The organism is Roseburia hominis A2-183, assembly GCF_000225345.1.
GTDB classification, from domain to species: Bacteria; Bacillota; Clostridia; order Lachnospirales; family Lachnospiraceae; genus Roseburia; species Roseburia hominis.
In genome coordinates this window covers 2,130,887-2,156,728 of the sequence record NC_015977.1, presented here as the reverse complement: position 1 = coordinate 2,156,728, position 25,842 = coordinate 2,130,887, and the positions used below count along the sequence as shown (strand labels likewise).

Annotated in this window: 18 protein-coding genes; 17 read left to right on the top strand and 1 reads right to left on the bottom strand. The window is 51.4% G+C overall.

What is annotated here, in order from left to right; translation table 11 throughout:
* Nucleotides 1–109 precede the first annotated feature (109 nt).
* Both RHOM_RS16540 and RHOM_RS09670 read left to right on the top strand, forming a co-directional pair.
* Nucleotides 110–6,496 carry a CehA/McbA family metallohydrolase gene (locus RHOM_RS16540; RefSeq protein WP_014080127.1) on the top strand — a complete coding sequence of 2,129 codons (6,387 nt, stop codon included), beginning with the start codon at nucleotides 110–112 and terminating at the stop codon, nucleotides 6,494–6,496.
* 13 nt (nucleotides 6,497–6,509) lie between these two features.
* Nucleotides 6,510–7,658 (top strand): YibE/F family protein, encoded by a 1,149-nt coding sequence (locus tag RHOM_RS09670; protein WP_014080126.1) that lies wholly within the window; start codon nucleotides 6,510–6,512, stop codon nucleotides 7,656–7,658.
* A 7-nt stretch (nucleotides 7,659–7,665) separates the two neighbouring features.
* On the opposite strand, the gene RHOM_RS09665 is transcribed toward RHOM_RS09670, so the two are convergent.
* Nucleotides 7,666–9,006, bottom strand: coding sequence for a tRNA(Met) cytidine acetate ligase (locus RHOM_RS09665; RefSeq protein ID WP_014080125.1), 1,341 nt, complete (start codon nucleotides 9,004–9,006; stop codon nucleotides 7,666–7,668).
* Between the two features lie 88 nt (nucleotides 9,007–9,094).
* Here RHOM_RS09665 and srtB point away from each other — a divergent pair, with 88 nt between their 5' ends.
* The 15 genes from srtB to RHOM_RS09590 all read left to right on the top strand — a co-directional run bounded on the left by srtB (nucleotide 9,095) and on the right by RHOM_RS09590 (nucleotide 25,758).
* Complete coding sequence (gene srtB / locus RHOM_RS09660; RefSeq protein ID WP_014080124.1) at nucleotides 9,095–9,883, top strand: class B sortase; 789 nt, start codon at nucleotides 9,095–9,097, stop codon at nucleotides 9,881–9,883.
* Between the two features lie 193 nt (nucleotides 9,884–10,076).
* Nucleotides 10,077–11,270: an acetate kinase gene (locus RHOM_RS09655; RefSeq protein WP_014080123.1), complete on the top strand. Its 1,194-nt coding sequence runs from the start codon at nucleotides 10,077–10,079 to the stop codon at nucleotides 11,268–11,270.
* Nucleotides 11,271–11,391: 121 nt separating this feature from the next.
* Nucleotides 11,392–11,916 (top strand): YceD family protein, encoded by a 525-nt coding sequence (locus RHOM_RS09650; protein WP_014080122.1) that lies wholly within the window; start codon nucleotides 11,392–11,394, stop codon nucleotides 11,914–11,916.
* Nucleotides 11,917–11,920: 4 nt separating this feature from the next.
* Nucleotides 11,921–12,100 carry a 50S ribosomal protein L32 gene (gene rpmF / locus RHOM_RS09645; RefSeq protein ID WP_006858546.1) on the top strand — a complete coding sequence of 60 codons (180 nt, stop codon included), beginning with the start codon at nucleotides 11,921–11,923 and terminating at the stop codon, nucleotides 12,098–12,100.
* A 305-nt stretch (nucleotides 12,101–12,405) separates the two neighbouring features.
* Entirely contained in the window at nucleotides 12,406–14,292 is a 1,887-nt protein-coding gene (locus RHOM_RS09640) for a carboxypeptidase regulatory-like domain-containing protein (RefSeq protein WP_014080121.1), read from the top strand.
* A gap of 115 nt (nucleotides 14,293–14,407) precedes the next feature.
* On the top strand, nucleotides 14,408–15,370 hold the full coding sequence (locus tag RHOM_RS09635) for a S1 family peptidase (RefSeq protein ID WP_014080120.1): 963 nt from the start codon (nucleotides 14,408–14,410) through the stop codon (nucleotides 15,368–15,370).
* 21 nt (nucleotides 15,371–15,391) lie between these two features.
* Nucleotides 15,392–16,114 (top strand): YesL family protein, encoded by a 723-nt coding sequence (locus RHOM_RS09630; protein ID WP_014080119.1) that lies wholly within the window; start codon nucleotides 15,392–15,394, stop codon nucleotides 16,112–16,114.
* Between the two features lie 102 nt (nucleotides 16,115–16,216).
* Nucleotides 16,217–17,257, top strand: coding sequence for a phosphate acyltransferase PlsX (plsX, locus tag RHOM_RS09625; protein WP_014080118.1), 1,041 nt, complete (start codon nucleotides 16,217–16,219; stop codon nucleotides 17,255–17,257).
* A gap of 3 nt (nucleotides 17,258–17,260) precedes the next feature.
* Nucleotides 17,261–17,494, top strand: coding sequence for an acyl carrier protein (gene acpP, locus RHOM_RS09620; RefSeq protein ID WP_014080117.1), 234 nt, complete (start codon nucleotides 17,261–17,263; stop codon nucleotides 17,492–17,494).
* A gap of 178 nt (nucleotides 17,495–17,672) precedes the next feature.
* The gene (gene rnc / locus RHOM_RS09615; RefSeq protein ID WP_014080115.1) at nucleotides 17,673–18,371 is read left to right on the top strand and encodes a ribonuclease III; all 699 of its coding nucleotides are present in this window, start codon (nucleotides 17,673–17,675) and stop codon (nucleotides 18,369–18,371) included.
* A complete protein-coding gene (gene smc / locus RHOM_RS09610; RefSeq protein ID WP_014080114.1) occupies nucleotides 18,361–21,921 on the top strand; it encodes a chromosome segregation protein SMC in 3,561 nt (1,186 codons plus the stop codon). The genes rnc and smc overlap by 11 nt, the downstream gene beginning before the upstream one ends.
* Nucleotides 21,922–21,940: 19 nt before the next feature.
* Nucleotides 21,941–22,888: a signal recognition particle-docking protein FtsY gene (ftsY, locus tag RHOM_RS09605; RefSeq protein ID WP_014080113.1), complete on the top strand. Its 948-nt coding sequence runs from the start codon at nucleotides 21,941–21,943 to the stop codon at nucleotides 22,886–22,888.
* The gene (gene ilvA, locus RHOM_RS09600; protein WP_014080112.1) at nucleotides 22,882–24,093 is read left to right on the top strand and encodes a threonine ammonia-lyase; all 1,212 of its coding nucleotides are present in this window, start codon (nucleotides 22,882–22,884) and stop codon (nucleotides 24,091–24,093) included. Before ftsY ends, ilvA begins: the two co-directional genes overlap by 7 nt.
* Nucleotides 24,094–24,114: 21 nt before the next feature.
* On the top strand, nucleotides 24,115–25,473 hold the full coding sequence (locus tag RHOM_RS09595) for an NCS2 family permease (protein ID WP_014080111.1): 1,359 nt from the start codon (nucleotides 24,115–24,117) through the stop codon (nucleotides 25,471–25,473).
* Nucleotides 25,474–25,503: 30 nt separating this feature from the next.
* Nucleotides 25,504–25,758: a hypothetical protein gene (locus RHOM_RS09590; RefSeq protein ID WP_014080110.1), complete on the top strand. Its 255-nt coding sequence runs from the start codon at nucleotides 25,504–25,506 to the stop codon at nucleotides 25,756–25,758.
* The last annotated feature ends 84 nt before the right edge of the window (nucleotides 25,759–25,842 follow it).

Here is a 25,842-nt window from a genome sequence, read left to right as displayed (position 1 = left end):
TCTTTTTTACACTTTTTTTACAAGGCTTTACCGGACAAGGGTAGAAGAGAAGATTCATAAACGTTACAGTTTATTTTACATACAAGAAAATGAGAGGATAGTTGTGAAAATGAAGAAAAAGAATCATTGGAAAAACTTATGTGCGCTTTTCTTCGCAGTCTGCATGGTGTTTTCGACAGTAGCAGGAGATGCGTCTTTTGTTACTGCTATGGCAGCAGAGGTGCAGACAGCGGCCGGAAGTGAAGCGGCGGAAAATCCGTCACCGGCAGAGGAGAGCGGAGCAGACAGCACGGAAGGTGCACAGAACACAATAAATCAAGAAAGTGCGGCGCAGACAGGGAACGCCGGTCAGACGGACGCAGCGCAGGCAGAGGGTGCAGTGCAGACGGATGCAGCGCAGACAGATGGTGCAGCGCAGGCGGATGCGGTACAGAATACGGAGTCTGGGGCAGACCAGAATACGGCGCTCATCCAGACGGCGGGTGCAGAAAGCCTTGCGGCCTTCAGTTATACGGCGGCACCGGAAGCGGGACTTCCGACAGCAGCGACAGCGGGCAGCGGAACGCTTGACGTAAGCGGAGCATCTTACAGCGGATTCAGCAAGGGAATCGCAGCAAAAGGATGGAGCGAGGGAGCGGGCTTTACGGTTGCGGTCAATGCTGCAGGTTACACAGATTTAAAATTTTCTGCAGACATGCGCTCCAGCGGAACCGGTCCTGCCAACTTTGCACTGGAATATTCCATTGACGGAGCAAGCTGGACAAAGATCAGCGGAACGGATGTGACCTTAAGTACGGATCTTGCCCCGGTGTATCAGCAGACGGTACTCCCGGCGGCACTGTCCGGAAAAGCGTTTACACTGCGTGTGACAATGCAGGGAAATACAAGTGTGAACCAGAGTACAGTCGGCACGAACGGTGTGACCAGCATCAACAACATTGTAGTCACCGGAACACAGGGCGAGGCGGCGACAGACGGAACGGTCTGTTCCAAAGTCAAAGCTTCCGTGGAGCCGGGAGATGTGGAAGCCGGTACGAAGGTGGAGCTCTCCTGTGCGACGGAGGGAGCAACGATCACATACCATACCGATCTGGACAGTGCAGACAAGACATACACCGAAGCGCTTGTGATCGAGGAAGATGTGACGATCTACGCGACAGCCGAACTCGAAGGTTATGAGACGAGTGAGACGGCAGAATTTGCCTACACGGTAAAACAGGGTGCAAAGAGCAAGGAGGCAGCACTTGCCACCACACTTTCGGACGGAAATATTGTCGCCCTCTATTACGAGAACAACGGAACCGGAAGCGTGCTCTCCCAGACCGCAAGCGGCAAGAAGTTAAAGGGCGTGTCAGCGACTGCGGCGGATGGTGCGCTTGCCATTCCGGAAGATGCGGCAGAACTTACGGTTTCCGTGGATGAAAACGGCTATTATACGTTTACATGCGGTGGAAAATATCTGACGTCCGGCGCAACGGGCAGCTCCGTGACGTTTGCGGACGCGGCGGGAGATTACAGTCTCTGGAAGCTGCAGAAGGCAAATGAGAACGGCGGATACTATGTGATCAATGCCAACGCAAAATATAATAATACCACAGAACAGTATCTGGAATATTACAGCGGTTTTACGACATACAGCTACAAATCATCTTCGGATGCGGCGTATGTATTCTATTTTTATCTGATCGATGAGGGAACACCGTCGGTTCATATCCGTGCGGACGAGTCCGTCACGGAAAACGTGGCACAGTGGTCCGGAACGGCAGATTACAAGACGGCAGGTGTGACGGCAGATACCGGAATTGCAGGAGATTCTCTCAATGCAAATGATCTGCTGGATGCGGATGCTATATATTCGGCGGTGGTAAATGGAACGGCAGTGGCACCGTATACCGAGGCCACAAGCACTTCCACCGGTTCGACTTCCTATTATATGGGAGGAAAGGGCATTGGAAGCGGAAGCAATGATTATGCGCAGTTTGTGATGCCGACAACGGGCTATGCCAACATGGTGCTCGCATTCCGGCTTCGCGCAAGCAACACCGGAGCAGGTTCCTTCCAGATGCAGTATTCTACGGACGGTGTGGATTTTAAAAACCTTTCCACAGGAACCTATGCTTATAAGTACACGAAATACGTGGGCGGTGAGCCGCAGGAAGTGAGCGCCGCGGAGAAAATTACCGACGGTGTGGCAAAGACAAGCCTTGCGCCGGCAAACTATATTTCGTTCACGTTTGATATTCCGAACGAGGCGGCGAATGCAGACCGTCTCTACATCCGCATGGTCCCGGGCAGCCTTTCTGCCAAGGGAGATAAGGCACCGGCAGCGGGCGGAGTGATCCGTATGGACACGGTGACAGTGACAGGCAATCCGCTGATCGCCTCAGATCTCTGCGGATATGTGGCAGCAGAACCGCAGAGCGGCGTGGTAGCTGTGGGCAGTGAATTGACACTGACAAGCGCCACGGAGGGTGTAACAATCCATTACAGTGTAAACGGCGGCGCGGAGCAGATCTATGATGCGTCGGCGAAGCCAAAGCTTGCAGACCTTCCGGCAGTTGTGACTGCCTATGCGACAAAGGACGGCTATAAGGACAGCATCCGCCGTACATTCTCTTATCAGCAGGCACAGGTGGCAACGGTAAAAGCAACGCCGAACGGCGGCAGCGTGGTGAAAAATACCGCGGTGAACCTCACCTGTGAGACCGAGGGTGCGACGATTCAGTATTCCGCGGACGACGGTGCAACCTGGCAGGATTATACCGAAAAGCTCGCCCTGACAGAGCTTCCGGTTACCTATAAGGTGAAAGCCGTCAAAGACGGTTACCTGGACAGCAGTGTGCTCACACTTTCCTTTACCGAGCGCACAAACGAAAAATATCAGATTTACTTTGGACAGTTACATTCCCACACTTCCTATTCGGATGGTGCGGGAAGCTGTGAGGATGCATACCAGCATGCAACGAACGTTGACAATCTGGATTTTGTTGCGGTGACAGATCACTCCAACTCGTTTGACAATGCGGACAGCGCGTCCATCTCGGACGGCTCGATGAGTGAGGAATGGAAGGAAGGCCATGCGCTTGCCACGCAGTATACGACAAGTGGATTTGTGTGCATCTATGGGTTTGAGATGACCTGGTCGAACGGACTTGGACACATCAATACGTTTAACACCGAAGGCTTCCAGAGCCGTACCCAGAATGAGTACAAGACTTACAGCACGGCATTGCAGAATTATTACGCGACCTTAAAGACACAGCCGGATTCCATCAGCCAGTTTAACCACCCGGGAACGACGTTCGGTGATTTCAGCGATTTCGCATACTATGACGAGGAGATCGACAAGCTGATTACGACGATCGAGGTCGGAAACGGCGAGGGTGCGATCGGAAGTTCGGGTTACTTCCCGTCCTACGAGTATTACCAGCGCGCGCTGGACAAGGGCTGGCATCTTGCTCCGACCAACAACCAGGATAACCATAAGGGCTTGTGGGGCGATGCAAACACGGCGCGTTCCGTTGTCCTTGTGGACAGCCTGACGCAGGAAAATATTTACGATGCCATGCGCAATTACCGCGTGTATGCGACAGAGGATAACGACCTCAGCATCTATTACACGCTGGACGGCTACATCATGGGTTCCATTTTAGAGGATGGAGCGACCGGAGATACCGTACATCTTTCCGTTGACTTAAGTGATCCGACGGATGCGTCCATCGGTAAAGTACAGGTCATCACAAACGGAGGACTGGTGCTTGCCGAGAAAAATGTTTCCGGAAACGAGGAGACGGTCACCTTTGATGTGAAAAATGATTATTCCTATTACTATATTAAGGTTGTGGAAGCGGACAGTGATATCGCCGTGACGGCACCGGTATGGGTAGGCTCTGTGGAGGCGGCAGGAATTGACAGCTTTTCCACGGACGAGGTGCTTCCGGTAAGGGGAGAGCCGCTGACGGTGAACCTTGGACTCTATAATAATGAAAACAGCGAGCTCGCGATTGATTCCATAACGTTTGAGGTGGGCGGAGAGACCGTACATGAGGCGGATCTTGCCGCAGCAGGATTGGGAAGCGTCGCATCCATGAGCACGGGAAGCTACAGCTTTGACTATACCTATGACGGCGTCGGCAGCATGGAGATGACAGCAGTTGTGCATGCGACGATGAACGGCGTGCAGAAGGTATACAAGAGCGTCTTAAAATTAAGCTACGCGACACCGGAGATGGTGACAAAGGTTATCATCGACGGAACCCATTACAACGATTATGTGACCGGTTACTATGGCGGTAACGTCGGAAACTTTACGGCGATTGCGGGAGCAAAGAACGTCAAGGTGGAAGTGGTCACAGACGAGATTACGCCGGAGATGCTTGCAAACTGTGCGTTGCTTGTGATCTCGGCACCGGCGAAGAAATCCGGGACAGCAAATGCCGGAGATTACACCGTGTCGCATTTTGAAGACAGCTTTATCCAGATGGTAAAAGACTATACCGACAATGGCGGTACGCTGATTACCTGCGGTATTGCCGATTATCAGGATTCTACTTCGGGACAGACAGCGACAGAGATGAATAAGCTTTTGGCTGCGATCGGGGCATCGACCAGATTAAACAGCGACGAGGCGTACGATGAGACGAACAACGGCGGACAGCCGTACCGCTTATATCTGAAAGGAACCTACAACAAGGATTCCAGATATCTGCGCGGCGCAAGCGAGGAGCAGGAGTACAGTGCGTACAGCGGATGTACCGTGGCGCTGGATGCGGATGCGGTGACAGCCGGACGTGCGGAAGCGCTTGTGAGCGGATATGATACAACGTATTCGATCGACTGCAAGGATGATGCGGGAAACAGAGTTACCGGAAGCCCGACGTATGTGGAAAAAGGCAATATGGTAGCACTCGCACATGAGACACTGGGAAGCGGTGCAAATGTCTTTGTTGCGGGAACCGTATTTATTTCCGACTTTGAGGTGAAGGCGGAGCTGGACAATATCTGGGATCTGCCATACTTAAACCGCACGATTGCAGAAAATATTTTAGATGAAGTGAAAGTGGAGCTTCCGCTGTCTACGATTGCGGAAGTGCGTAAGAACGGTACGGCGGGCGATGTCTACCGCGTGGAAGGCTATGTGACCGCAGGAACAGCCGTGGAGGGCAACACCTTCTTTGATACGATCTATATCCAGGACGACACCGCGGGAATTGATATTTTCCCGTATGCGGAGAGCGGACTTGCCATCGGAACCAAGGTGGAGATTACCGGATATGTGGACGCCTACCAGGGCGATAAAGAGCTTAAGGTGATAAGCAGCCGGATTCTGGACGAGGAGCCGAAGGTGATTGCACCGGAGAAACTGTCGGCAAAAGACGCCATGGACTATGAAAAGTCCGGCGGTAAGCTGGTACAGGTGGAGGGAACGGTAACGGATGTACTCTATGATGCGGCGGGCACCGGCGTATCACAGTTCTGGCTGGATGACGGCAGCGGCGTCAATGCCAATATTTTCATCGACGGATATATCTTATCGGCAACGACAGGAAAGAATGAACTCGCATCGGTTGTGTCGACAGGAAAACGCGTGTCGGCGGTCGGCGTGGTCTATGCACATCCGGAGGGAACCTCGGACGAGGCAGTGACCTGTCTGCGTGTAAGAAACTGCGATGAGATCGTGGAAGTGACGTCCGGGGAGATGCCGGATGACACGGAGACGCCGGGCAATACCGAGACACCGGATACGGAGACACCGGGAGATACAGGTTCGTCAGACAGCGGAACTGACAGCGCGGACGGAAATGGAAATGGAGGAAGTGTAAGCGGCAGCGTGACTGTATCGGACGGACAGACGACAGATGCGGTGACGGTTGCTTCGCAGAATGACTGGGATCCGGTCAGAAACAGAGTGACAGCGGCATCCGCCGGCAGCACAGTCACGGTTCTCCTTGCAGACGGTGTTTCTGTGCCGGGAGATGTCATTGCGGCAGTGCGCGGAAGGGATGTACGTCTGGTATTTAGGCTGGCAAATGGAATCGTGTGGACGATTGACGGAAGAAACGTGACATCGGATACGGTTCCGGATATGGACTTTGGCGTGACGATCAACAGCCATGCCGTGCCGGATGCGCTTGCGAGACAGACCGCGGCGGGAAGAGATTATTTCCAGATCAGCTTAAACCATGACGGCGCATTCGGTTTTACCGCAGTGATGACGCTGCCGGTGGGAACACAGTATGCGGGCATGTATGCAAAGTTATATTATTACAATGAAGCAAAGGGACGGCTGGAACTGGCATCTTCCGGAAAAGTAGATGCAAACGGAAATGTGGAGCTTACCTTTGTACATGCATCCGATTATGTGGTGGTGCTGGATCAGATGCCTGCAGTGCAGACGGGGGATGACACTCCGCTTGCAGTAGCAGTGATGATGCTTCTTGCAGGTATGGTTCTGCTTGCAGCGGCAGCACGCAAAAAAAGGATATTTTTGAAATAAGGGTGGTTAAAACATGAATTTCAAAAAGAGCAAGATACGCAGCCTGGTGCTTCTGGCACTGGCTGCCGTTGCTTTTTGCGGACTGATCTGGTTCGCGAATAAAGACAGACCGGTTTATAGGAGCAGCAACATGGCGGGGACGGACTATGAGGTCGGAAGAGTCCTGCGGGTTGTGGAGGATCACAAGACGGTGGATGAGGAGATGGACGGAATCTGGCGGGGAAGTATGACGCTGGAGGTAGAGATCCTTACCGGACGTTACAAGGGCGACACGGCTATTGTGGAAAATTATTTCAGCTCCCTGTACAACGTCAGGGTGGCGGAGGGGGATAAAATCTCCATCCGCATCGACACGACGGGGGAGGACGAATATCAGGTCTCGGTCTACAATTATTACCGCGTTCCGCAGATGATTGGCTGCATCGTGGCGTTTGTGCTGCTTCTCGTATTGATCGGAGGGAAAAAAGGTGCAAAATCTGTGGCGGGGCTGGCGTTTACCGTGGTATGTATCCTCTGGATTTTACTGCCGCTTGCGCTGAAGGGTTACTCGCCGCTGGCGGTCACTATCCTGCTCATTCTGGTCTGCAATTTTGTCAGTTTCTTCCTGATAGACGGCATCTCGACCAAGACGGTTGTGGCGGCAATCGGAAGCATGCTGGGTGTGCTTGCGGGAGCAGTGTTTGCACTGATCGCGCAGAATGCCATGTCGATTACGACTTACCAGATGGATGAGGCGGAGACACTGCTTCTGATCACAAGCACCACGGAACTGAAGATCCGGGATCTGTTTTTGTGCGGTATTCTGATTTCGTGTATGGGAGCCGTGATGGATGTGGCGATGAGTATCTGTTCCGCGGTGGCGGAGATCCATCAGGTGGATCGGTCGCTTGGCATGGCGAAGCTGTTTGCCTCCGGGATGAATATCGGAAGAGACGCGATGGGAACCATGGCGAACACGCTAATCCTGGCAGTCGCCGGGACATCGCTGAACATGATGTTGATGATCTACTCCTATGACGTCAGCTTTCAGCAGCTGATGAATACGGACTTTGTGGCGATCGAGATTATCCAGTGCATTGCGGGAAGCGTGGGTATCGTGTGTACGGTCCCGCTGGTAGCACTGCTGTCCGCCGCCGTATTTGGAAAAAAGACAAAAAAATGAGACTGCACTATGGCAGGATGACGATCTGCCGCTGATATTCGGAGGCGGGGGGAACGTCATGCTCCTGCATGCGGGCGGCGCGCAGAGGCGTGCCGCCTTTTTGATTGCGCATCTGCAGATAGAGATTCCCGGCAAATACATCGTGCTCAAACACCTGCATGGCATCCGGGGACAAAAGCTTTGGCGCCTGCGACGGCCGTGTGATAAGCGGAACTGCAGCAGAGGCTTTTAGTGCGGCAAGCAGGGGAGCGGCGCTTTTCCGAAAGCCGAGAATGCGTAGATAGGGAATTTTATCCAGGGCATTGCCGCATGCGTAATCGGAAGAAGTAATGCCAAGGATGGAGTGCAGCAAAATGCGGTTAATGCGCGTGAGAGTCATTTCTTTGCTTTTTAACCGTGACGCGAAGGAGGAAAAAGAGGTATAATAAGGAAGCTGGTTTCGCATGCGGTTGGCAAATTCCGGGGAGGAATCGGCGGTCCGGGCGAGTTGTGAGGCAGAACTGCTTAACAGCAGATAACCCAGAATGCTGGAAAAGTCATCGGCGCACAGCAGCGGAAAATCTGCCCGGTAGTCCTGCAGGATGGACAGTGCCTCCTGCGGCATGGCATGATGCAGAATCCCGTCGGCAGAATCTTCGGATGCTCCGGCGCCACCGGCGAAGAGTGTATGCCGGATCGCGGATGCGGAGGCCGGGACTTCGGAGGCGCCGGAGCGGATGGATGTTTCGTGGTACGCGGCGCCTTCCCGCTTTAGCAGATAGGGCGTGATCGAAGACGCGCGGCGGCGCAGCGCTTTTAAGTATTCCAGAGCCAGTATGTTGTTCGGGGAGGCGAGCAGGGAGGAGAGCGCCTCTGCGGATACGGGCAGGGCGCCATCCTGACCGGCGGAGCCGGAAAAATACGAGAGCAGGGCAGCTTCCCTTGCCTTTGGGAATGTACTGCCGGATTTTAGGTTGTGCTTCAGGGAAGCCTTTAAATCCGCCGGTTCATCCGCGAGAACGTCCGCAATGCGGCGAAGGAGGGCAAGGTCGCCGCTCTCAGCGCCAAAACAGATGCCGTTTACGCAGCCCGTTTTCTCAAAGAGGGAGATTCCGGCGTCCGCGAAAAGCTCTGCGGAAGCGGTGGACCAGAGTACGGGAAGCTCGAGCACGACATCTGCACCCGAGGAGAGCGCCATGCGGGCACGGGTGTATTTGTCCAGAAGGGCGGGCTCTCCGCGCTGTACATAGTCGCCGCTTGTGGCGACAACGATATAGTCGGCGTGAAGATTTTTTCTGACATGCGCGATCTGATAGGCGTGCCCGTTGTGGAATGGGTTGTATTCTGCGATAATGCCAATGACGTTCATGGCGGATCCTCCCGTACTGCAATGTAATAAAAACTGTAGCTATCATAGCATACTGTGAAATAGAAAAAAAGAAAAAGGAGCATTTCACGTGAAGAGAAACAGAAACATTGGAGCGATTCTTCTGATTGCGGCAGGACTTTTGCTGATTGCGGCAGCCCTTTATGAACTGATCCCGGCGCTGCTCGCGTACAAGCGGGCGGACGATACCTACGAGGCGCTGCGCGAGGCTTATGTGACCGGACAGCCGGGGACATCTTCGGATGATCCGGCGGAGGAGGGAGAGGAGCTGCCGGCATGGTATGAGGCATTGCAGGTGGATTTTGAGACGCTAAAGGAAGCAAATCCGGATGTGACCGGCTGGATTTATTTTGACAATATAGAGCAGATCAATTATCCCACTCTGTATTCCGGGGATGACGAGACCTACCTGCATACCGATCTCTATGGAAATGCGTCGAAATCCGGCTGCATTTTTATGGAGGGGAACAATGTCCCCGATTTTAACGACTGCCACACGATTCTGTACGGGCACAACATGAAAAACGGAAGCATGTTCGGTTCGCTGAAACAATATAAAAACGACGGCTTTTATGAAAAAAATGCGTATTTTACCGTGTTTACGGAGGATGCAGCCTACCGCTACCAGATTTTTGCGTACAGTGATGTCCCGGAAGATTCGGACGTCTATACGACCGGGTATCTGCCGGATGAGACTTTTGACGGGTTCCTCACAGAGCTGCTTAAGTCTTCCTACAAGGATACGGGCGTTGCGGTGGGAAAGGATGACAAGGTTCTGACACTGTCCACCTGCTCGGGTGACGGGCTGCGGTTTGTGGTGCACGCGGTGCGGGTTGACGAACACGAAAGCGGGGTGTGACTGTTAAATTTTTGTCAGGCTGTTTTTCATTTTGTACAAAGAAACTGGCAATTACTGGCTTGTTTCGCGGGCGTGACAAGCGTATACTAAAACTATATGCGGTCTGTGAGAGACAGACCTTTGCAAAACAAGGAGGCAGATCCTCTCCTCGCCAGAGGGCTCGGATTTTGCTTCGCAAAACAAGGAGGATATTATGAACGTATTAGTTATCAACTGTGGAAGCTCTTCATTAAAATATCAGCTCATCGATTCTGAGAGCGAAGCGGTACTGGCAAAAGGTCTCTGTGAGAGAATCGGAATCGACGGAAGACTGGTATACCAGAAGACCGGACTGGACAAAGAGATTACAGAAGCTGCAATGCCGACACACAAGCAGGCAATCCAGATGGTTTTAGATGCACTGGTGAATCCGAAGACCGGCGCAATCGCAAGTCTCTCCGAGATTGATGCTGTCGGACATCGTGTCGTACACGGTGGAGAGAAGTTCGCAGCATCTACACTTCTGACACCGGAAGTATTAAAGACAATCGAGGAGTGCAACGATCTTGCACCGCTTCACAACCCGGCAAACCTGATCGGTATCGATGCCTGCAAGGAGCTGATGCCGAACGTACCGATGGTTGGCGTATTCGATACCGCTTTCCATCAGACAATGCCGAAGAAAGCATATCTCTATGGTCTGCCTCATGAGTATTATGAGAAATACAAGGTCAGAAGATACGGTTTCCACGGAACAAGCCACAGCTTTGTATCTAAGCGTACCGCAGAGTTCCTTGGTATGGATCTTAAAAATTCCAAGATCATCGTGGCACATCTCGGCAACGGCGCATCCATCAGTGCCGTATTAAACGGCGAGTGCGTAGATACCTCCATGGGTCTGACACCGCTTGAGGGACTTGTCATGGGAACACGTTCCGGTGATATTGATCCGGCGATCATGGAATTCATCGCAAAGAAAGAGAATCTTGATATCGAAGGTATCATGAATGTATTAAATAAGAAGTCCGGCGTACAGGGAATGTCCGGTCTCTCCTCTGACTTCCGTGACCTGCAGGCAGGACACGAGGCAGGCAACGAGCTTGCAACCAATGCGATCGAGGTATTCAGCTATCGTGTGGCAAAATACATCGGCTCCTATGTCGCAGCAATGAACGGCGTAGATGCCATCGCATTTACCGCGGGTATCGGTGAGAACGTGAACCTGGTTCGTGAGAAGGTAATGTCTTATCTCGGTTATCTCGGCGTGACGGTAAATCAGGCAGTGAACGATGCAACCCACGGCGACGAGGCGATCATCTCTACCGCGGATTCCAAGGTAAAGGTATGCGTGATCCCGACCAACGAGGAGCTTGCGATTGCAAGAGAGACTGTAGCGCTTGTAAAATAGTTTTTGCTGTCAAGGGAAATTCCTTGACAAAAAAGCAAAAAAGTGATTGACAAACCAGGGACGCCTATGTATAATTGGTTAGGTGTGAAAACCTCATATGTATGAGGCGAAGGAGTAAACCATGCAGATTGATATTTCAGAGATTGTATCTTGTGAGAACAGAGAAGTTACCGAGAAGGTTCATATCGAGCAGGATACGTTTGTATCGAGGCTTGGTGAGTTCCCGATCACGAAGAGCGCGCCGTTTGATCTCAGGATTGCGAACCGCGAGGGCAGTGAGCTGCTTTTGAGCGGGGAGACGGATCTTACAGTATCAATCCCGTGCAGCAGATGTCTTACGGAAGTTCCGACGGACATCCACATTGTCATCGACAAGAAGCTCCGCATGGACGGAACGGAAGTTGTGGATGATGAAATGGAAGAAACAGACTACCTGATTGGATTAAATCTGGATATAGATAAGCTTATCTATGGAGAGATTTTGGTGAACTGGCCGATGAAAGTTCTGTGCAGAGAAGATTGCAAAGGAATTTGCAAGGTGTGCGGAATGAACCTGAATAAGGGGAACTGCGATTGCCAGAGAACAGAACTGGATCCAAGAATGGCAGCAATCCAAGATGTCTTTAACAAATTTAAGGAGGTGTAAGTAAATGTCTATTTGTCCGAAGAATAAATCTTCCAAAGGAAGAAGAGATAAAAGAAGAGCAAACTGGAAAATGACTGCTCCTGCATTAGTAAAATGCAGCAAGTGTGGAGAGCTGATGATGCCTCACAGAGTATGCAAGAACTGTGGCTCTTACAACAAAAAAGAAATCATTCCGCAGGACTAATTCCAGCGGTACAGAGGAGATCCGGATCTGCCGGGTCTCTTTTTTGTGTAATAGGAAACTCCGTTCCTATTACACAAAAACGCTCCGCGGGGATGCACACCTCGCGGTGAGGTAAATAATGCTTTGCATACCGCGAGGGCGCGCAAGTGTGCGGCAAGCGCACACTTGGTTCTCATGGAAACTCCGTATACTCTGTTCTGGTATTGAAAAAAAGTGTTAACAAATTGTTAAAAAGTGGTTACTTTTTTTGTTCCAGATATTTACAATGATACATGTAACGTCACAACAACAAGGAGGAAATGTTAGTGAAGAAGGAATTGAACGAGACAGAAACGAAGCGCTCCGCAAAGAGAAGCGGAATGGCTCGCAGAATTACAGCACTTGTTCTTGCAGGTGTGTTGACATTCGGAGGTACGGCAACCGTATCTGCAGCAACATTGAGAGATGTATTTGATGCACAGTATTATTCTGAGACCTACAGCGATCTCAAGGATGCATTCGGTACGAATCAGACAGCATTGTACAAGCATTATAAGACATTTGGTAAGAGCGAGGGCAGAACAAGCACAGCACTTATCGACGTACAGAAATACAGAGCAGCATACCCGGATCTGGATGCGGCATTCGGCGATAACTGGGATGCATATGTGAATCACTACATCAAATACGGCTTTAATGAGGGAAGAAATTCTTTCGGCACCTTTGATGCAAGAGCATACGCAGACAGATATCCGGACTTAAAGGCAGCATTCGGTTACGATGTGCTTGCGCTTTACAAGCATTACTTAAAGTTCGGTAGAGCAGAGGGAAGAGATGCGAGCGCAGCTGTAGTAGCAACATCCAGCTACACAGAGTCTTCTTACAGCGGATCTTCTAATACAGGAAGCGCTGACAACGGCAACAATACTTCTACCAACACAGCACCGATCAGAACAAACGGTCGTCTGACAAACCCGGAGACAGGTGCACCGGTTGCAGGCGCAACAGTTACATTCAGACTGACAAGCTTCAATGCAACAGCAGAGGAAGCAGAAGCAGCTACAGAGTCTGTTGAGACAACGGCTGAGACGACAGAGTCCACAGAAACTACAGAGACAACAGAGTCTACAGAAGCTACAGAGACAACAGAGTCTACAGAAGCCACAGAGACAACAGAGTCTACAGAAGCTACAGAGACAACAGAGTCTACGGAGGCAACAGAGTCTACAGAGGAGACAGAGGAGCCGGAGAATGGTCTGGTTGTAGGCGATGGTTACTATGAGATTACCACAGACGCAAACGGTTACTATGAGATTCCGGAATTCGTACCGGGTGTATACTCCGTTCAGGCAGCAGCTGTTGGTTACTTAACCTTGACAGTGAACTCCATCAGCATCAACGCTGACAATGGAAGCTTCACATTGCCAACATTCCAGCTGTTGAGCTCTGATATGAGCGGTGTGAATACCGTTGCAGGCGTTGCAAAGAATGCAACCACAGGTCTTGGTATTGAAGGTGTAACCGTAAATGTACGTGCGAACTGGAACAATCAGTCCGGTGATGTGATCGCTACGACCACCACAGATGCAGACGGCAATTACAGCTTCTCTCTTGAGAGAGGTTACTACACCCTTGAGTTCGCAAGAGACGGATTCGTATCCACTTTTGTAAACGTAGCAAGCTCCAATGCAATTGGTGCATGCGAAGGCGTATTAAGCCCGACCAGCACAAGCGAGGTTACCAGCACAGAATTCAGAATCGTTCTTACCTGGGGTGAGACACCGAGAGATCTCGATTCCCACCTGGTTGGATTAGATGATGCCAACTCTGTATTCCACATCGCTTACTACAATAAGGTAGAGAGAGATACGGACGGTAACGTGATCGCATCCCTGGATGTGGATGATGTAAGCTCCTACGGACCGGAGACGGTAACCATCGTAAATGCACGTACAGATGCTACTTACTATTACTCTGTAAAAGACTTTACAGATCGTTATGACGCTACATCCACAAAGATGTCTGAGTCTGGCGCAAACGTAAAGGTATACCAGGGATCTGTTCTTGTGAAAGAGTACAATGTACCTCTGAATCAGGCAGGTACCATCTGGAATGTATTTAAGATTGAGAACGGAAGCGTTGTTGACATCAACAACTACAATGCAGACGAGACCACAATGTATGGTGAGTATGCATCCGAGTACAATTACTAAAATGATTCTTTAGGGAAAAACAGCCGCGGAGACGCGGCTGTTTTTTCTTTATAGGAAAACACTTTGTGCTGCGCCTTTTGTTCCTTGACCGGGGCGTTATGGAAAGCTATAATAAATGAATATGGTACAAGAGAAAAACTGGTGGAAACGGATTGAAGAAGAAATGCGTAGAGTGCATAGATGCAGGATGAAGGCAGTGCTGACGCTTTGGGGTATAGGGCTTTTACTGGGACTGGGAGGCTGTGCAGAACAGACACAGGATGCTGCCGGGGAAGAGAGCAGGACAACGGAGCAGATACCGCAGAGCACGGAACAGATGCCGCAAGACAGCGGACAGACTGGAGCGGAAACAGAACAAATGGCACCGGGCAGCGGGCAGACCGGGACGGGAACGGAACAAGCGGTACAGAGCAGTGAAGGAACCGGGGTGGAGACGGACGGTGCGGAAGACACTATGGAAGCGGTGTTGGAGCAGGCATTGCCGTCGGTGGTACAGATTTATCACGGGACGCCGGAGGGAGGACATACCGCGGGTTCCGGTTTTATTATGGAAATGACGGAAGATACGGTGTATCTGTGTACGAACCGCCATGTCATAGCAAAGTACGACGACTGGGATGTGTATTTTTATGATGGAACCTGCGTTACGGGAAGCAAAGCGGGTACCGACGATGTTTATGATGTGGGCGTCGTGGCGGTTGACCGGACGGCGATTCCAAAGAAAGTGCAGGAAAAGCTAAAGACGGTGGCGTATGATCTTGCGAGTTGGGAAGAACTTGGCAATGCAGAGTTGCCGGTCGGAATCGTGCGCATCGGACAGGAAGGCAATGTGCTCCACATGCTGACGGGAAGTCTTCTTCGGAAAGAGACGGAATTCCTGTGGGGACGGGGAGAGAAGGAGACGGAAGTGCGCATGGCGATTACCGACGGGGATTCCGGATCGGCGGTTTTTGATGAAAACGGAAAGCTGGTCAGCATGATATTCGGATGTTCACAGGACGCCGGAGGCGAGCGTGACTGGGGCGTCCCGCTTCGGGCGATCGTGTCATGTTATGAGAAAATAACAGGAGAAACATAGGAGACAGAAAGAAGGATTCATATGGGTGATTTTTTTAATTTGGATAATAAGTTTTTTCAGGGACTCAGTAAGGTGGTTGACTGTGTGATCCTAAGCGTGCTGTGGGTGTTCTGCTGCATCCCGATGGCAACGACATTTTTCCTGGCATGGCAGAGCGCATCAGTATTCGGATGGATTCTGTGCTGGCTGACATCGTTTCTGGCGGGACCGGCAACGACGGCGCTCTATTATGCGGTCAATAAGGTAATCCGGCACGGAAGAAGCTATCTGTGGAAGGAATACTGGCATGCGTTTAAGAGCAACTTTAAGCAGGCGGCGCTCGCAGCGCTGATTCTGACAGGAGTGGTTCTGTTTCTGGGACTGGACTGCTATATTATGTATCAGTTTGCTGCGCAGGGACAAAAGAGCGGCGTGCTGTATGTGGTTTTCCTGGTACTGATTGTGCTTGTCGTGATGCTGGCGGTATATCTGTTTGCCTACATGGCACGCTTTGAGAACAGTCTGGGGCAGTCGTTTAAGAACGCGGCGCTGATTGCGGTGGCGAATCTTCCGTGGTCGCTGCTTCTTCTGGTGCTTCTGGCAGCGAGCGCCTTTGGCTTGTGGATGCTTCCGTGGCTTATGATACTGCTTCCGGCAGTCTACATCCTGGTGGCGAATTTTATCCTGGAGCGCATTTTCCGCAAGTATATGTCGGCGGAAGATCTGGAGGCGGAGCAGGAACGAAATCAGGAATTTTTCAATTAGAAATAAGCGTATTTTTTATTGTTGATTTATAGAAAGAGTTATAGTATATTCATTAGTAGGCGTGGAGAACTAGACTCCGGCAGGACAGATGGGAGATGGAGTATGCAGCAGAGCAGCGGGGCTGTGAGGACAAGAATCGTATTGGATGCGATGGGCGGAGACTACGCACCGGCGGAGCCGGTCAAGGGCGCAGTGGATGCCGTGAACGCACGGTCGGATATTCAGGTGCTCCTGGTAGGACAGGAGGATGTCGTTCGGGAAGAACTGGCAAAGTATACGTACCCCGAAGATCAGATTCAGGTGGTACATGCAGAAGAGGTGATAGAGACTGCAGAGCCGCCGGTGAATGCAATCCGCAGGAAGAAGCAGTCATCCATTGTCATTGGAATGAATATGGTAAAGCAGAAGGAAGCAGACGCATTTGTGTCAGCGGGAAGTTCCGGTGCGATCTTAGTCGGCGGACAGGTGATTGTCGGCCGCATCAAAGGCATTGAGAGACCGCCGCTTGCACCTTTGATTCCGACGGAGAAGGGAGTCTCTCTTCTGATTGACTGTGGAGCGAATGTGGATGCGAGAGCTTCGCATCTGGTGCAGTTTGCGAAGATGGGTTCCATTTATATGGAGAATGTTCTCGGAGTGAAGAAGCCGAGAGTGGCGATTGTCAATATCGGCGCAGAGGAGGAGAAGGGCAATGCTCTTGTGAAGGAGACATTTCCTCTGCTGAAGGCGTGTGAAGACATCAATTTTGTGGGAAGCATTGAGGCGAGAGAGATTCCAAAGGGAGAGGCGGACGTGATTGTCTGCGAGGCTTTCGTTGGAAATGTCATCTTAAAGCTGTACGAAGGACTCAGCAGTACGTTAATCGGTGCCATCAAGAAAGGCATGATGAGCACGTTGAAGAGTAAAATTGGTGCAGCACTTGCATTGCCGGCATTAAAGTCTACGTTAAAGACTTTCGATGCAACACAGTACGGCGGTGCACCGCTTCTGGGACTGAATGGTCTTGTGGTCAAGACGCACGGAAGTGCAAAAGCAAAAGAGATTACGAATTCTATTTTTCAGTGTGTGACGTTCAAAGAAGAGGACATCAATGGAAAGATCAGGAAAAATATAGTAAGTTCTGCGGAACAGGAAGGAATGTAGGTTATGGAATTTGAAAAGCTGAAAAAAATCATTGCAGAGGTTTTGAATGTGGATGAAGAGGAGATCACGATGGAGACCACATTCGTAGATGATCTCGGAGCAGATTCCCTCGATATTTTTCAGATCATTATGGGGATTGAAGAGGAATTTGACATTGAGATTGCAAATGAAGACGCAGAACATATTGTGACCGTATCAGATGCAGTAGAAGAGATCAAGAATGCTTTAAACTCATAAGAGACAATTTGATGATGTGTCATAAAGCCCTTGTCCGGAAAGCAAGGGCTTTTGTTGATAAGAGGAACCCGCATGGCGGCGTTGCCGCGGGGCACAGAGATTTTGAGGCTTTTTCTTACTCTATACAAAGGCTGTAGGGCAAGAAAAGACCTCCGAAAGAGACGAGGAGGATAATGAAATGTCAAAACTGACAGAACTGGAACAAGTGATTGGTTATGAGTTTAACGAGCAGAGACTGTTGCAGCAGGCGCTGACACACAGTTCCTTTGCGAATGAGAAGCACATGAAGAAGCTTTCGGATAATGAGAGGCTGGAGTTTTTGGGAGACGCGGTCTTAGAGGTCGTGTCGAGTGAGTTCCTCTACAAGGAGCATACAGATCTCCCGGAGGGCGATCTGACAAAGCTGCGCGCGAGCATCGTCTGTGAGCCGACGCTTGCGCTGTGCACCAGGGAGATTGACCTTGGAAAGTATCTGTATCTGGGCAAGGGGGAGAATCTGACCGGCGGAAGAGGACGCAAGTCGATTCTTTCGGATGCGCTGGAAGCCGTGATCGGTGCGATCTATCTGGACGGCGGTTTTGAGCCGGCAAAAGCTTTTATCCACCGCTTCATTCTGACGGATATTGAACACAAGAAGCTGTTCTATGACAGCAAGACAATTCTGCAGGAAGTGGTACAGGGGCATTACGAGGAACCGCTTCACTATGAACTCATCGGCGAGGAGGGACCGGATCACGACAAACGTTTCCTGGTGGAGGCGGTGATCGGGAATACGACAATCGGCGAGGGAAGCGGACATACCAAGAAGGCAGCGGAGCAGGAGGCGGCATATCAGGCATTGCTCTGGATGAAAGAGAGAGGTTTATATGTATCTTAAGAGCATTGAAGTGCAGGGATTCAAATCATTTGCGAACAAGATCGTATTTGATTTTCATAACGGAATTACGGGAATTGTCGGACCGAACGGCAGTGGAAAAAGTAATGTCGCGGACGCTGTGCGCTGGGTGCTCGGAGAGCAGAGTGCCAAGCAGCTTCGCGGCGCCAGCATGCAGGACGTCATCTTCGCGGGTACGGAGAACCGCAAGCCGTTAAGTTATGCCTATGTGGCGATTACCATGGACAATTCGGATCATCAGCTTGCCATTGATTTTGAGGAAGTCACCGTGGCCAGACGTGTGTACCGCTCCGGCGAGAGCGAGTATCTGATCAACGGAAGTCCGTGCAGACTCAAGGATGTGACGGAGCTTTTTTACGACACCGGTATCGGCAAGGAGGGGTACTCCATCATCGGACAGGGACAGATCGAGCGCATCTTAAGCGGTAAGCCGGAGGAGCGCAGAGAGCTGTTCGACGAGGCGGCCGGCATTGTAAAATATAAAAAGCGCAAGGCGACAGCACAGAAAAAGCTGGAGAATGAGCGCGAGAATCTGGTTCGTGTGAATGATATTTTAGCCGAGCTGGAGCGCCAGGTCGGGCCGTTGGAGCGTCAGGCGGAGAAAGCCCGCATCTACCTGAAGAAAAAAGAAGAATTAAAAGAATATGATGTGAATATGTTCCTTCTGGAAGTGGAGCGCATTGAGGCGCAGCTTAAGGAAGTGGAAGGAAAATATCACATCGCGGACGAGGAATCGAAGGAAGCCAGCCAGTCTTACGAGAATATCAAGAGTGAATACGAGAAGCTGGAACAGGACATGGCTTCCATGGATGACAAGATTGCATCCATTCGTGAGGAGATGAGCCAGTCCACCGTGACCAAGGGAAAGCTGGAAGGACAGATCAATGTCTTAAATGAGCAGATCCACACGGCGGAGATGACCGATGAGCATTTAAAGAGCCGTCTGGACTCGATCGATCGGGAAAAGCAGGAGCGCATCGAGTCGCGCGGTACATACGAAGCGGAAAAGCAGGAACTCGACACAGAGCTTGCAGCTGCGGCGACGGAAAAGGAGACGGCGGCAGAGCAGCTGCGGAACATTCAGGAGGAGATCGCGCGCTGCACCGAGGGCATTGAAAAGGGCAAGAATGAGATTATCGAACTGTTGAACCGCAAGGCATCCGTCAAGGCGAGACAGCAGCGCTACGACACGATGATGGAGCAGGTGAACATCCGCAAGGCGCAGCTGACGCAGCGTCTGCTTGCGCGCAAGACCGAGGAGGCGGATCTTATCTCCGTTCTGGAAAGCTATCAGAAGGAGCTCGATGCGGTGAACGCGTCGATCGCAGAACTGAAGAAAAACGCTGCCGGGATGGATGAGCAGAACCGGGAGTGGAAGCGCAAGTCCCTGGAAGCCAATCAGAAGCTGGAGAGCGCGGTTGCACAGTACCATAAGCAGCAGTCCCGTCTGGAGTCTTTGAAAAATATTGCGGAGCGCTATGACGGCTACGGCAACAGCATCCGCCGCGTCATGGAGCAGAAGAGCCGCAACGCGGGAATCCTTGGTGTTGTTTCCGATCTGATCCAGGTGGACAAAAAGTACGAGACGGCGATTGAGACAGCGCTTGGCGGAAATATCCAGAACATCGTGACCGAGGACGAGGAGACGGCAAAACAGATGATCTCCTACTTAAAGCAGAACCGGTACGGACGGGCGACGTTTCTGCCGCTGACGAGTGTGGACGGCAAGGGCAACTTTAAAAACACGGATGCCTTAAAGGAGCCGGGAGTCATCGGTCTTGCCAATACCCTCGTGAAGACGGAGGAAAAATATGCTGGAGTGACCGCTTATCTGCTTGGCAGAGTGATCGTGACGGAGAATATCGACTATGCGATCAAGCTGGCGAAAAAGAACCGCTACTCGTTACATATTGTGACGCTGGAGGGAGAATATTTAAGCCCGGGCGGTTCAATGACAGGTGGAGCGTTTAAGAACAGCAGCAATCTGCTCGCAAGAAACCGCGAGATTGAAGAACTCGAGAAGAACGTAAAAGATCTGGATAAACAGATTGCAGAGCTTAAAAACCGTCTGGAGGACATCAAGACGGCGCAGAGCCTGCTTGCGGAGGACGTCGAGAGCAATAAGGCGAGCCTGCAGGAGGCGTACATTGCGCAGAATACCGCGAAGATGAACGTGGAGCGCGCGATGGAGCAGAAGAACGAGAGCGAGAACGTGTTTGCAGGCTTACAGATGGAGAACCGTGAGATTGAGAGCCAGCTCCGTGAGATTGCGGAGAACAAGGACAAGATTGCAGAGGAACTGCAGTCGGCAAAGGAGCGGGAGGCACAGATCGAGGAGGAGAGCGCCGGATTCCAGAAGATTCTGGATGAAAATGCGGGCAGAGAGGAAGAAGCCCAGAAGGCAGTATCCGATGTACAGTTAAAGGAAGCTGCCGTGCGCCAGAAGTTAGAGTTCGTTCTGCAGAATCTGGAGCGTGTGAATGGAGAGATAAGACGTTACGAGGAAGAGCGCGAGGGATTCGTCACGGAGGCGAAGGAAGCGAAGGCGGATGCGGAGAAGAAGCGCCACGATATTGAGGAGATCAAAAAGACGATCCTGGCGTCAAAGGACAATTCCGAGCAGCTGGAGCAGGCACTGAAGGAGCACACGGCGCGCAGGGAAGAAATGTCCTCGGAATACAAGGGATTTTTCCAGAAGCGCGAAGACATCTCCAAGAAAATCTCCGATCTGGACAAGGAGATTTTCCGTCTGAACAGCCAGCGTGAAAAGCTGGAGGAGGCGCACGAGTATCAGAACAATTACATGTGGGAGGAGTATGAGCTGACCCTGCATGCAGCGATGGAGCTCCGCAACGAGGAATACACGGATCTTGCGGCGATGAAGAAGATGATCGCGTCCATCAAGGACGAGATCCGCAAGCTGGGCGATGTCAATGTCAACGCGATCGAGGATTACAAGGAGATCTCGGAGCGCTACGGATTTTTGAAGACCCAGCATGACGATCTGGTCGAGGCGGAGAAGACGCTGGTCGGCATTATTGAGGAACTCGATACCGGCATGCGCAAGCAGTTCCTGGAGAAGTTCGCGGAGATCCAGACCGAGTTTGACAAGGTATTCAAGGAGCTGTTCGGCGGTGGAAAAGGAACGCTCGAACTGGTCGAGGACGAGGATATTCTGGAGTGCGGCATCCGCATTATCGCGCAGCCACCGGGAAAGAAGCTGCAGAATATGATGCAGATGTCCGGTGGAGAAAAGTCCCTGACGGCGATTTCACTGTTGTTCGCCATCCAGAACTTAAAGCCGTCCCCGTTCTGTCTGCTCGACGAGATCGAGGCGGCGCTCGACGATTCCAACGTCGGACGTTTTGCAAAGTATTTACATAAGCTGACGAAGAGCACGCAGTTCATTGTGATCACGCACAGGCGCGGCACGATGGCGGCGGCAGACCGTCTGTATGGTATTACCATGCAGGAAAAGGGTGTATCCACCCTGGTATCCGTGAATCTGATCGAGGGCGATCTCGACAAATAGCAGGAGGAATGAGTACATTATGGGCGAGGAAAAGAAAGGCTTCTGGGGACGTCTGGTCGAGGGCCTCAGCAAGACGAGAGATAATATCGTATCCGGCATAGATTCCATTTTCAGTGGATTTTCCAGCATTGACGATGATTTCTATGAGGAGATCGAGGAGATTCTGATTATGGGAGACATCGGCGTCAATGCGACTGAGTCGATCATTGAGAGTCTCAAGGAAAAAGTGAAGGAGAATCACATCAAAGATCCGGCAGAGTGCAAGGAACTTCTGATTAACAGCATCAAGGAGCAGATGGATGTCGGCGAGACGGCATACCGCTTTGAGACGGAGAAATCCGTGGTTCTCGTGATCGGTGTCAACGGCGTGGGCAAGACCACATCCGTTGGAAAGCTGGCGGGAAAGCTCAAGGACCAGGGGAAAAAGGTCGTGCTTGCGGCAGCGGATACCTTCCGCGCAGCGGCGGGAGACCAGCTGCAGGAGTGGGCAAACCGCGCCGGTGTGGATATGATCGGCGGACAGGAGGGCGCAGACCCGGCGGCGATCGTCTACGATGCGGTGGCGGCAGCCAAGGCGAGAAATGCGGATGTTCTGCTGTGTGATACGGCGGGACGCCTTCATAATAAGAAGAACCTCATGGAGGAATTAAAAAAGATCAATCGTATTCTGGAAAAAGAATATGCGGATGCGTACCGTGAGACACTCGTGGTGCTCGATGCGACGACCGGACAGAATGCGTTAAACCAGGCGAGAGAGTTTTCCGAGTGCGCCGACATCACGGGAATTATTTTAACAAAGATGGACGGCACGGCAAAGGGCGGTATCGCAGTGGCAATCCACTCGGAGCTTGGCATTCCGGTCAAGTATATCGGCGTCGGGGAGACGATCGAGGATCTGCAGAAGTTTGATTCCAACCAGTTCGTAAACGCATTATTTGAAGTAGGAGAGGAGAAAAGCGGATGTTGACATTAGACAAGTTCGAGGAAGCAAGTGAAAAAGTCAAAGAAGTGACACTTGAGACAAAGCTGGTATACAGCGATTACTGGAGTCAGCAGACCGGCAACAAGGTTTACCTTAAGCCGGAAAACATGCAGTTCACCGGGGCATACAAGGTGAGAGGCGCATATTATAAGATCAGCACGTTAAGTGATGAGGAGCGTGCAAAGGGGCTGATCACGGCATCGGCGGGAAACCACGCGCAGGGTGTGGCATACGCAGCAAAATGCTACGGCTGCAAGGCAGTCATCGTCATGCCGACCACCACACCGCTCATCAAGGTGAACCGTACCAAGAGTTACGGCGCAGAAGTCGTGCTCTACGGAGACGTCTATGACGAGGCGTGCCAGAAGGCATATGAGCTTGCGGACAAGGAGGGATATACCTTCATCCATCCGTTCGATGATCTGGCAGTGGCAACCGGACAGGGAACGATCGCCATGGAGATCTTTAAGGAGCTTCCGCTGGTGGAGTACATTCTGGTTCCGATCGGCGGGGGCGGACTGGCAACCGGTGTGTCCACACTGGCGAAGCTTCTGAATCCGAAGATCAAAGTCATCGGCGTGGAGCCGGCGGGAGCGAACTGTATGCAGGCTTCCTTCGCGGCAGGAAAAGTAACGACGCTGCCGCAGGTCAACACCATTGCGGACGGCACGGCGGTCAAGACGCCGGGAAGCAAGATTTTCCCGTATATCCAGAAAAATCTGGATGACATCATCACGGTGGAGGATGATGAACTCGTCGTGGCCTTCCTGGATATGGTGGAGAATCACAAGATGATTGTGGAAAACTCCGGTCTGCTGACCGTAGCTGCGTTGAAACATCTGGATGTTTCCGACAAACGAGTGGTATCGATCTTAAGCGGCGGCAACATGGACGTCATCACGATGTCCTCCGTGGTACAGCAGGGACTCATTTTCCGCGACCGTATCTTCACCGTGTCGGTACTTCTGCCGGATAAGCCGGGAGAACTGTCCAAGGTTTCGGCAGCGATTGCCGCAGAGCAGGGCAACGTCATCAAACTGGAGCACAACCAGTTTGTGACAACGAACCGCAGCGCGGCAGTGGAACTCCGTATTACGCTCGAGAGCTTTGGCACCGAGCACAAAAAACAGATCATGAAAGCGCTGGAGAAGAAAGGTTATAAGCCGAAGCTGGTGCGCACGAGTCTGTAAACAAAGAGGAGGAGAAAGAAAATGTTAGAAAAGTGGTTTAAACTGAAGGAAAACAACACGACAGCCAAGACCGAAGTCATGGCAGGTATCACAACCTTTATGACGATGGCGTACATTCTGGCAGTCAACCCGACCATGCTTGCAGCGGCGGGAATGGATAAGACAGCAGTGCTCATTGCAACCGCGCTGGCATCATTTATTGGTACCATGGCGATGGCGCTCCTTGCAAATTATCCGTTTGCACTGGCACCGGGGATGGGACTGAATGCGTATTTTGCATACACGGTCTGCGGTGCGATGGGATATTCCTGGCAGGTAGCTTTAATGGCTGTTTTTGTGGAAGGTCTGGTTTTCATCGTACTTTCTTTGACCAATGTGCGTGAAGCAATCTTTAATGCGATCCCGCTGAACCTGAAAAAAGGTGTGAGCGTCGGCATCGGGCTGTTTATCGCATTTATCGGTCTGCAGAATGGCGGCATCGTAGTGGCGAACAGCTCCACACTTGTTTCCTATGTTGACTTTACCAGCAATTTCAAGACTGCCGGCATCTGTGCTTTGTTAGCGCTGATCGGTCTGTTTGTGATTGCAATTATGTACATTAAGAACGTAAAAGGCGCGATTTTATTCGGTATCGTTATTACCTGGGTGCTTGGAATGATCTGTCAGGCGGCAGGAATCTATGTTCCGGATGCGGAAGCCGGTTTTTATTCCTTATACCCGGCGCTCGGATTTACCGACCTGACCGCGATCGGTCAGACATTCGGACAGTGCTTCAAACTGGATTTCTCCAATGTGCGTGTCTTTGACTTCATCGCAGTTGTATGTGCATTTTTGTTTGTAGATATGTTTGATACACTCGGAACGTTAATCGGTGTGGCAAATAAAGCGGATATGTTGGACAAGGACGGCAAGCTGCCGCGCATCAAGGAAGCGCTGCTGGCGGATGCGGTTGCAACCACCGCAGGCGCTGTGCTCGGTACCTCCACAACCACCACGTTTGTTGAGAGTTCCTCCGGTGTGGCAGCAGGAGCAAGAACAGGTCTCTCCTCTGTAGTGACCGGATTCTTATTCCTGATCTCTGTGGTACTGTCCCCGATTTTCTGCTCGATCCCGAGCTTTGCGACAGCACCGGCTCTGATCTTCGTCGGCTTCCTTATGGTGTCTACGGTGACAAGCATCGAGTTCACGGATATGACAGAGGCAATTCCGGCATACTTATGCCTGCTTGCAATGCCGCTCATGTACAGCATCTCCGAGGGTATTGCGATCGGCGTTATCTCTTATGTCATCATCAATGTCGTATGCGGTAAGGCAAAGAAGATCACACCGCTGATGTATGTGCTGGCGGTACTGTTTGTGTGCAAATACATCTTCTTATAAAATGAAAACCGAAGGTATGGAGGTATCCCTATGCGCAGATGGATAAAACAGATCATGGTTTGGCTTGTTGCGGCAGCGTGCGGTTTTGCTGCGGCGCTTGTGATCTGCAGATGGAGCGGTACTGCCTTCGGTCTTTTCATGTGGCCGGTCATTGCCGCGGGAGCAGGGTTCGTGGTGGCCGGCGTGGGATTTTTTTCAACAGAAGGAAAGAGTGAGATTCTCTACGGAATCTGTGCGGCGGCATGCCTGTTCTGCATGATCGTGCAGACGGCGATGGCGGTGTAAAAAGAAGGAAAAAGTGTGTCAAGAAAAAATACTTGACACCTTTTTCCTTTTATGCTATTCTATCACGGTGGCAATGAGTGAGAG

Bases quoted from the DNA above. Each gene is read 5' to 3' on its own strand.
- RHOM_RS09590 (WP_014080110.1), top strand. From the start codon at position 25,504: ATGCGCAGATGGATAAAACAGATCATGGTTTGGCTTGTTGCGGCAGCG.
- acpP (WP_014080117.1), top strand. From the start codon at position 17,261: ATGGAATTTGAAAAGCTGAAAAAAATCATTGCAGAGGTTTTGAATGTG.
- rpmF (WP_006858546.1), top strand. From the start codon at position 11,921: ATGTCTATTTGTCCGAAGAATAAATCTTCCAAAGGAAGAAGAGATAAA.
- RHOM_RS09595 (WP_014080111.1), top strand. From the start codon at position 24,115: ATGTTAGAAAAGTGGTTTAAACTGAAGGAAAACAACACGACAGCCAAG.
- rnc (WP_014080115.1), top strand. From the start codon at position 17,673: ATGTCAAAACTGACAGAACTGGAACAAGTGATTGGTTATGAGTTTAAC.
- RHOM_RS09650 (WP_014080122.1), top strand. From the start codon at position 11,392: ATGCAGATTGATATTTCAGAGATTGTATCTTGTGAGAACAGAGAAGTT.
- ftsY (WP_014080113.1), top strand. From the start codon at position 21,941: ATGGGCGAGGAAAAGAAAGGCTTCTGGGGACGTCTGGTCGAGGGCCTC.
- RHOM_RS16540 (WP_014080127.1), top strand. From the start codon at position 110: ATGAAGAAAAAGAATCATTGGAAAAACTTATGTGCGCTTTTCTTCGCA.
- RHOM_RS09655 (WP_014080123.1), top strand. From the start codon at position 10,077: ATGAACGTATTAGTTATCAACTGTGGAAGCTCTTCATTAAAATATCAG.
- ilvA (WP_014080112.1), top strand. From the start codon at position 22,882: ATGTTGACATTAGACAAGTTCGAGGAAGCAAGTGAAAAAGTCAAAGAA.
- plsX (WP_014080118.1), top strand. From the start codon at position 16,217: ATGCAGCAGAGCAGCGGGGCTGTGAGGACAAGAATCGTATTGGATGCG.
- smc (WP_014080114.1), top strand. From the start codon at position 18,361: ATGTATCTTAAGAGCATTGAAGTGCAGGGATTCAAATCATTTGCGAAC.
- RHOM_RS09665 (WP_014080125.1), bottom strand. From the start codon at position 9,006: ATGAACGTCATTGGCATTATCGCAGAATACAACCCATTCCACAACGGG.
- RHOM_RS09670 (WP_014080126.1), top strand. From the start codon at position 6,510: ATGAATTTCAAAAAGAGCAAGATACGCAGCCTGGTGCTTCTGGCACTG.
- RHOM_RS09630 (WP_014080119.1), top strand. From the start codon at position 15,392: ATGGGTGATTTTTTTAATTTGGATAATAAGTTTTTTCAGGGACTCAGT.
- RHOM_RS09635 (WP_014080120.1), top strand. From the start codon at position 14,408: ATGAATATGGTACAAGAGAAAAACTGGTGGAAACGGATTGAAGAAGAA.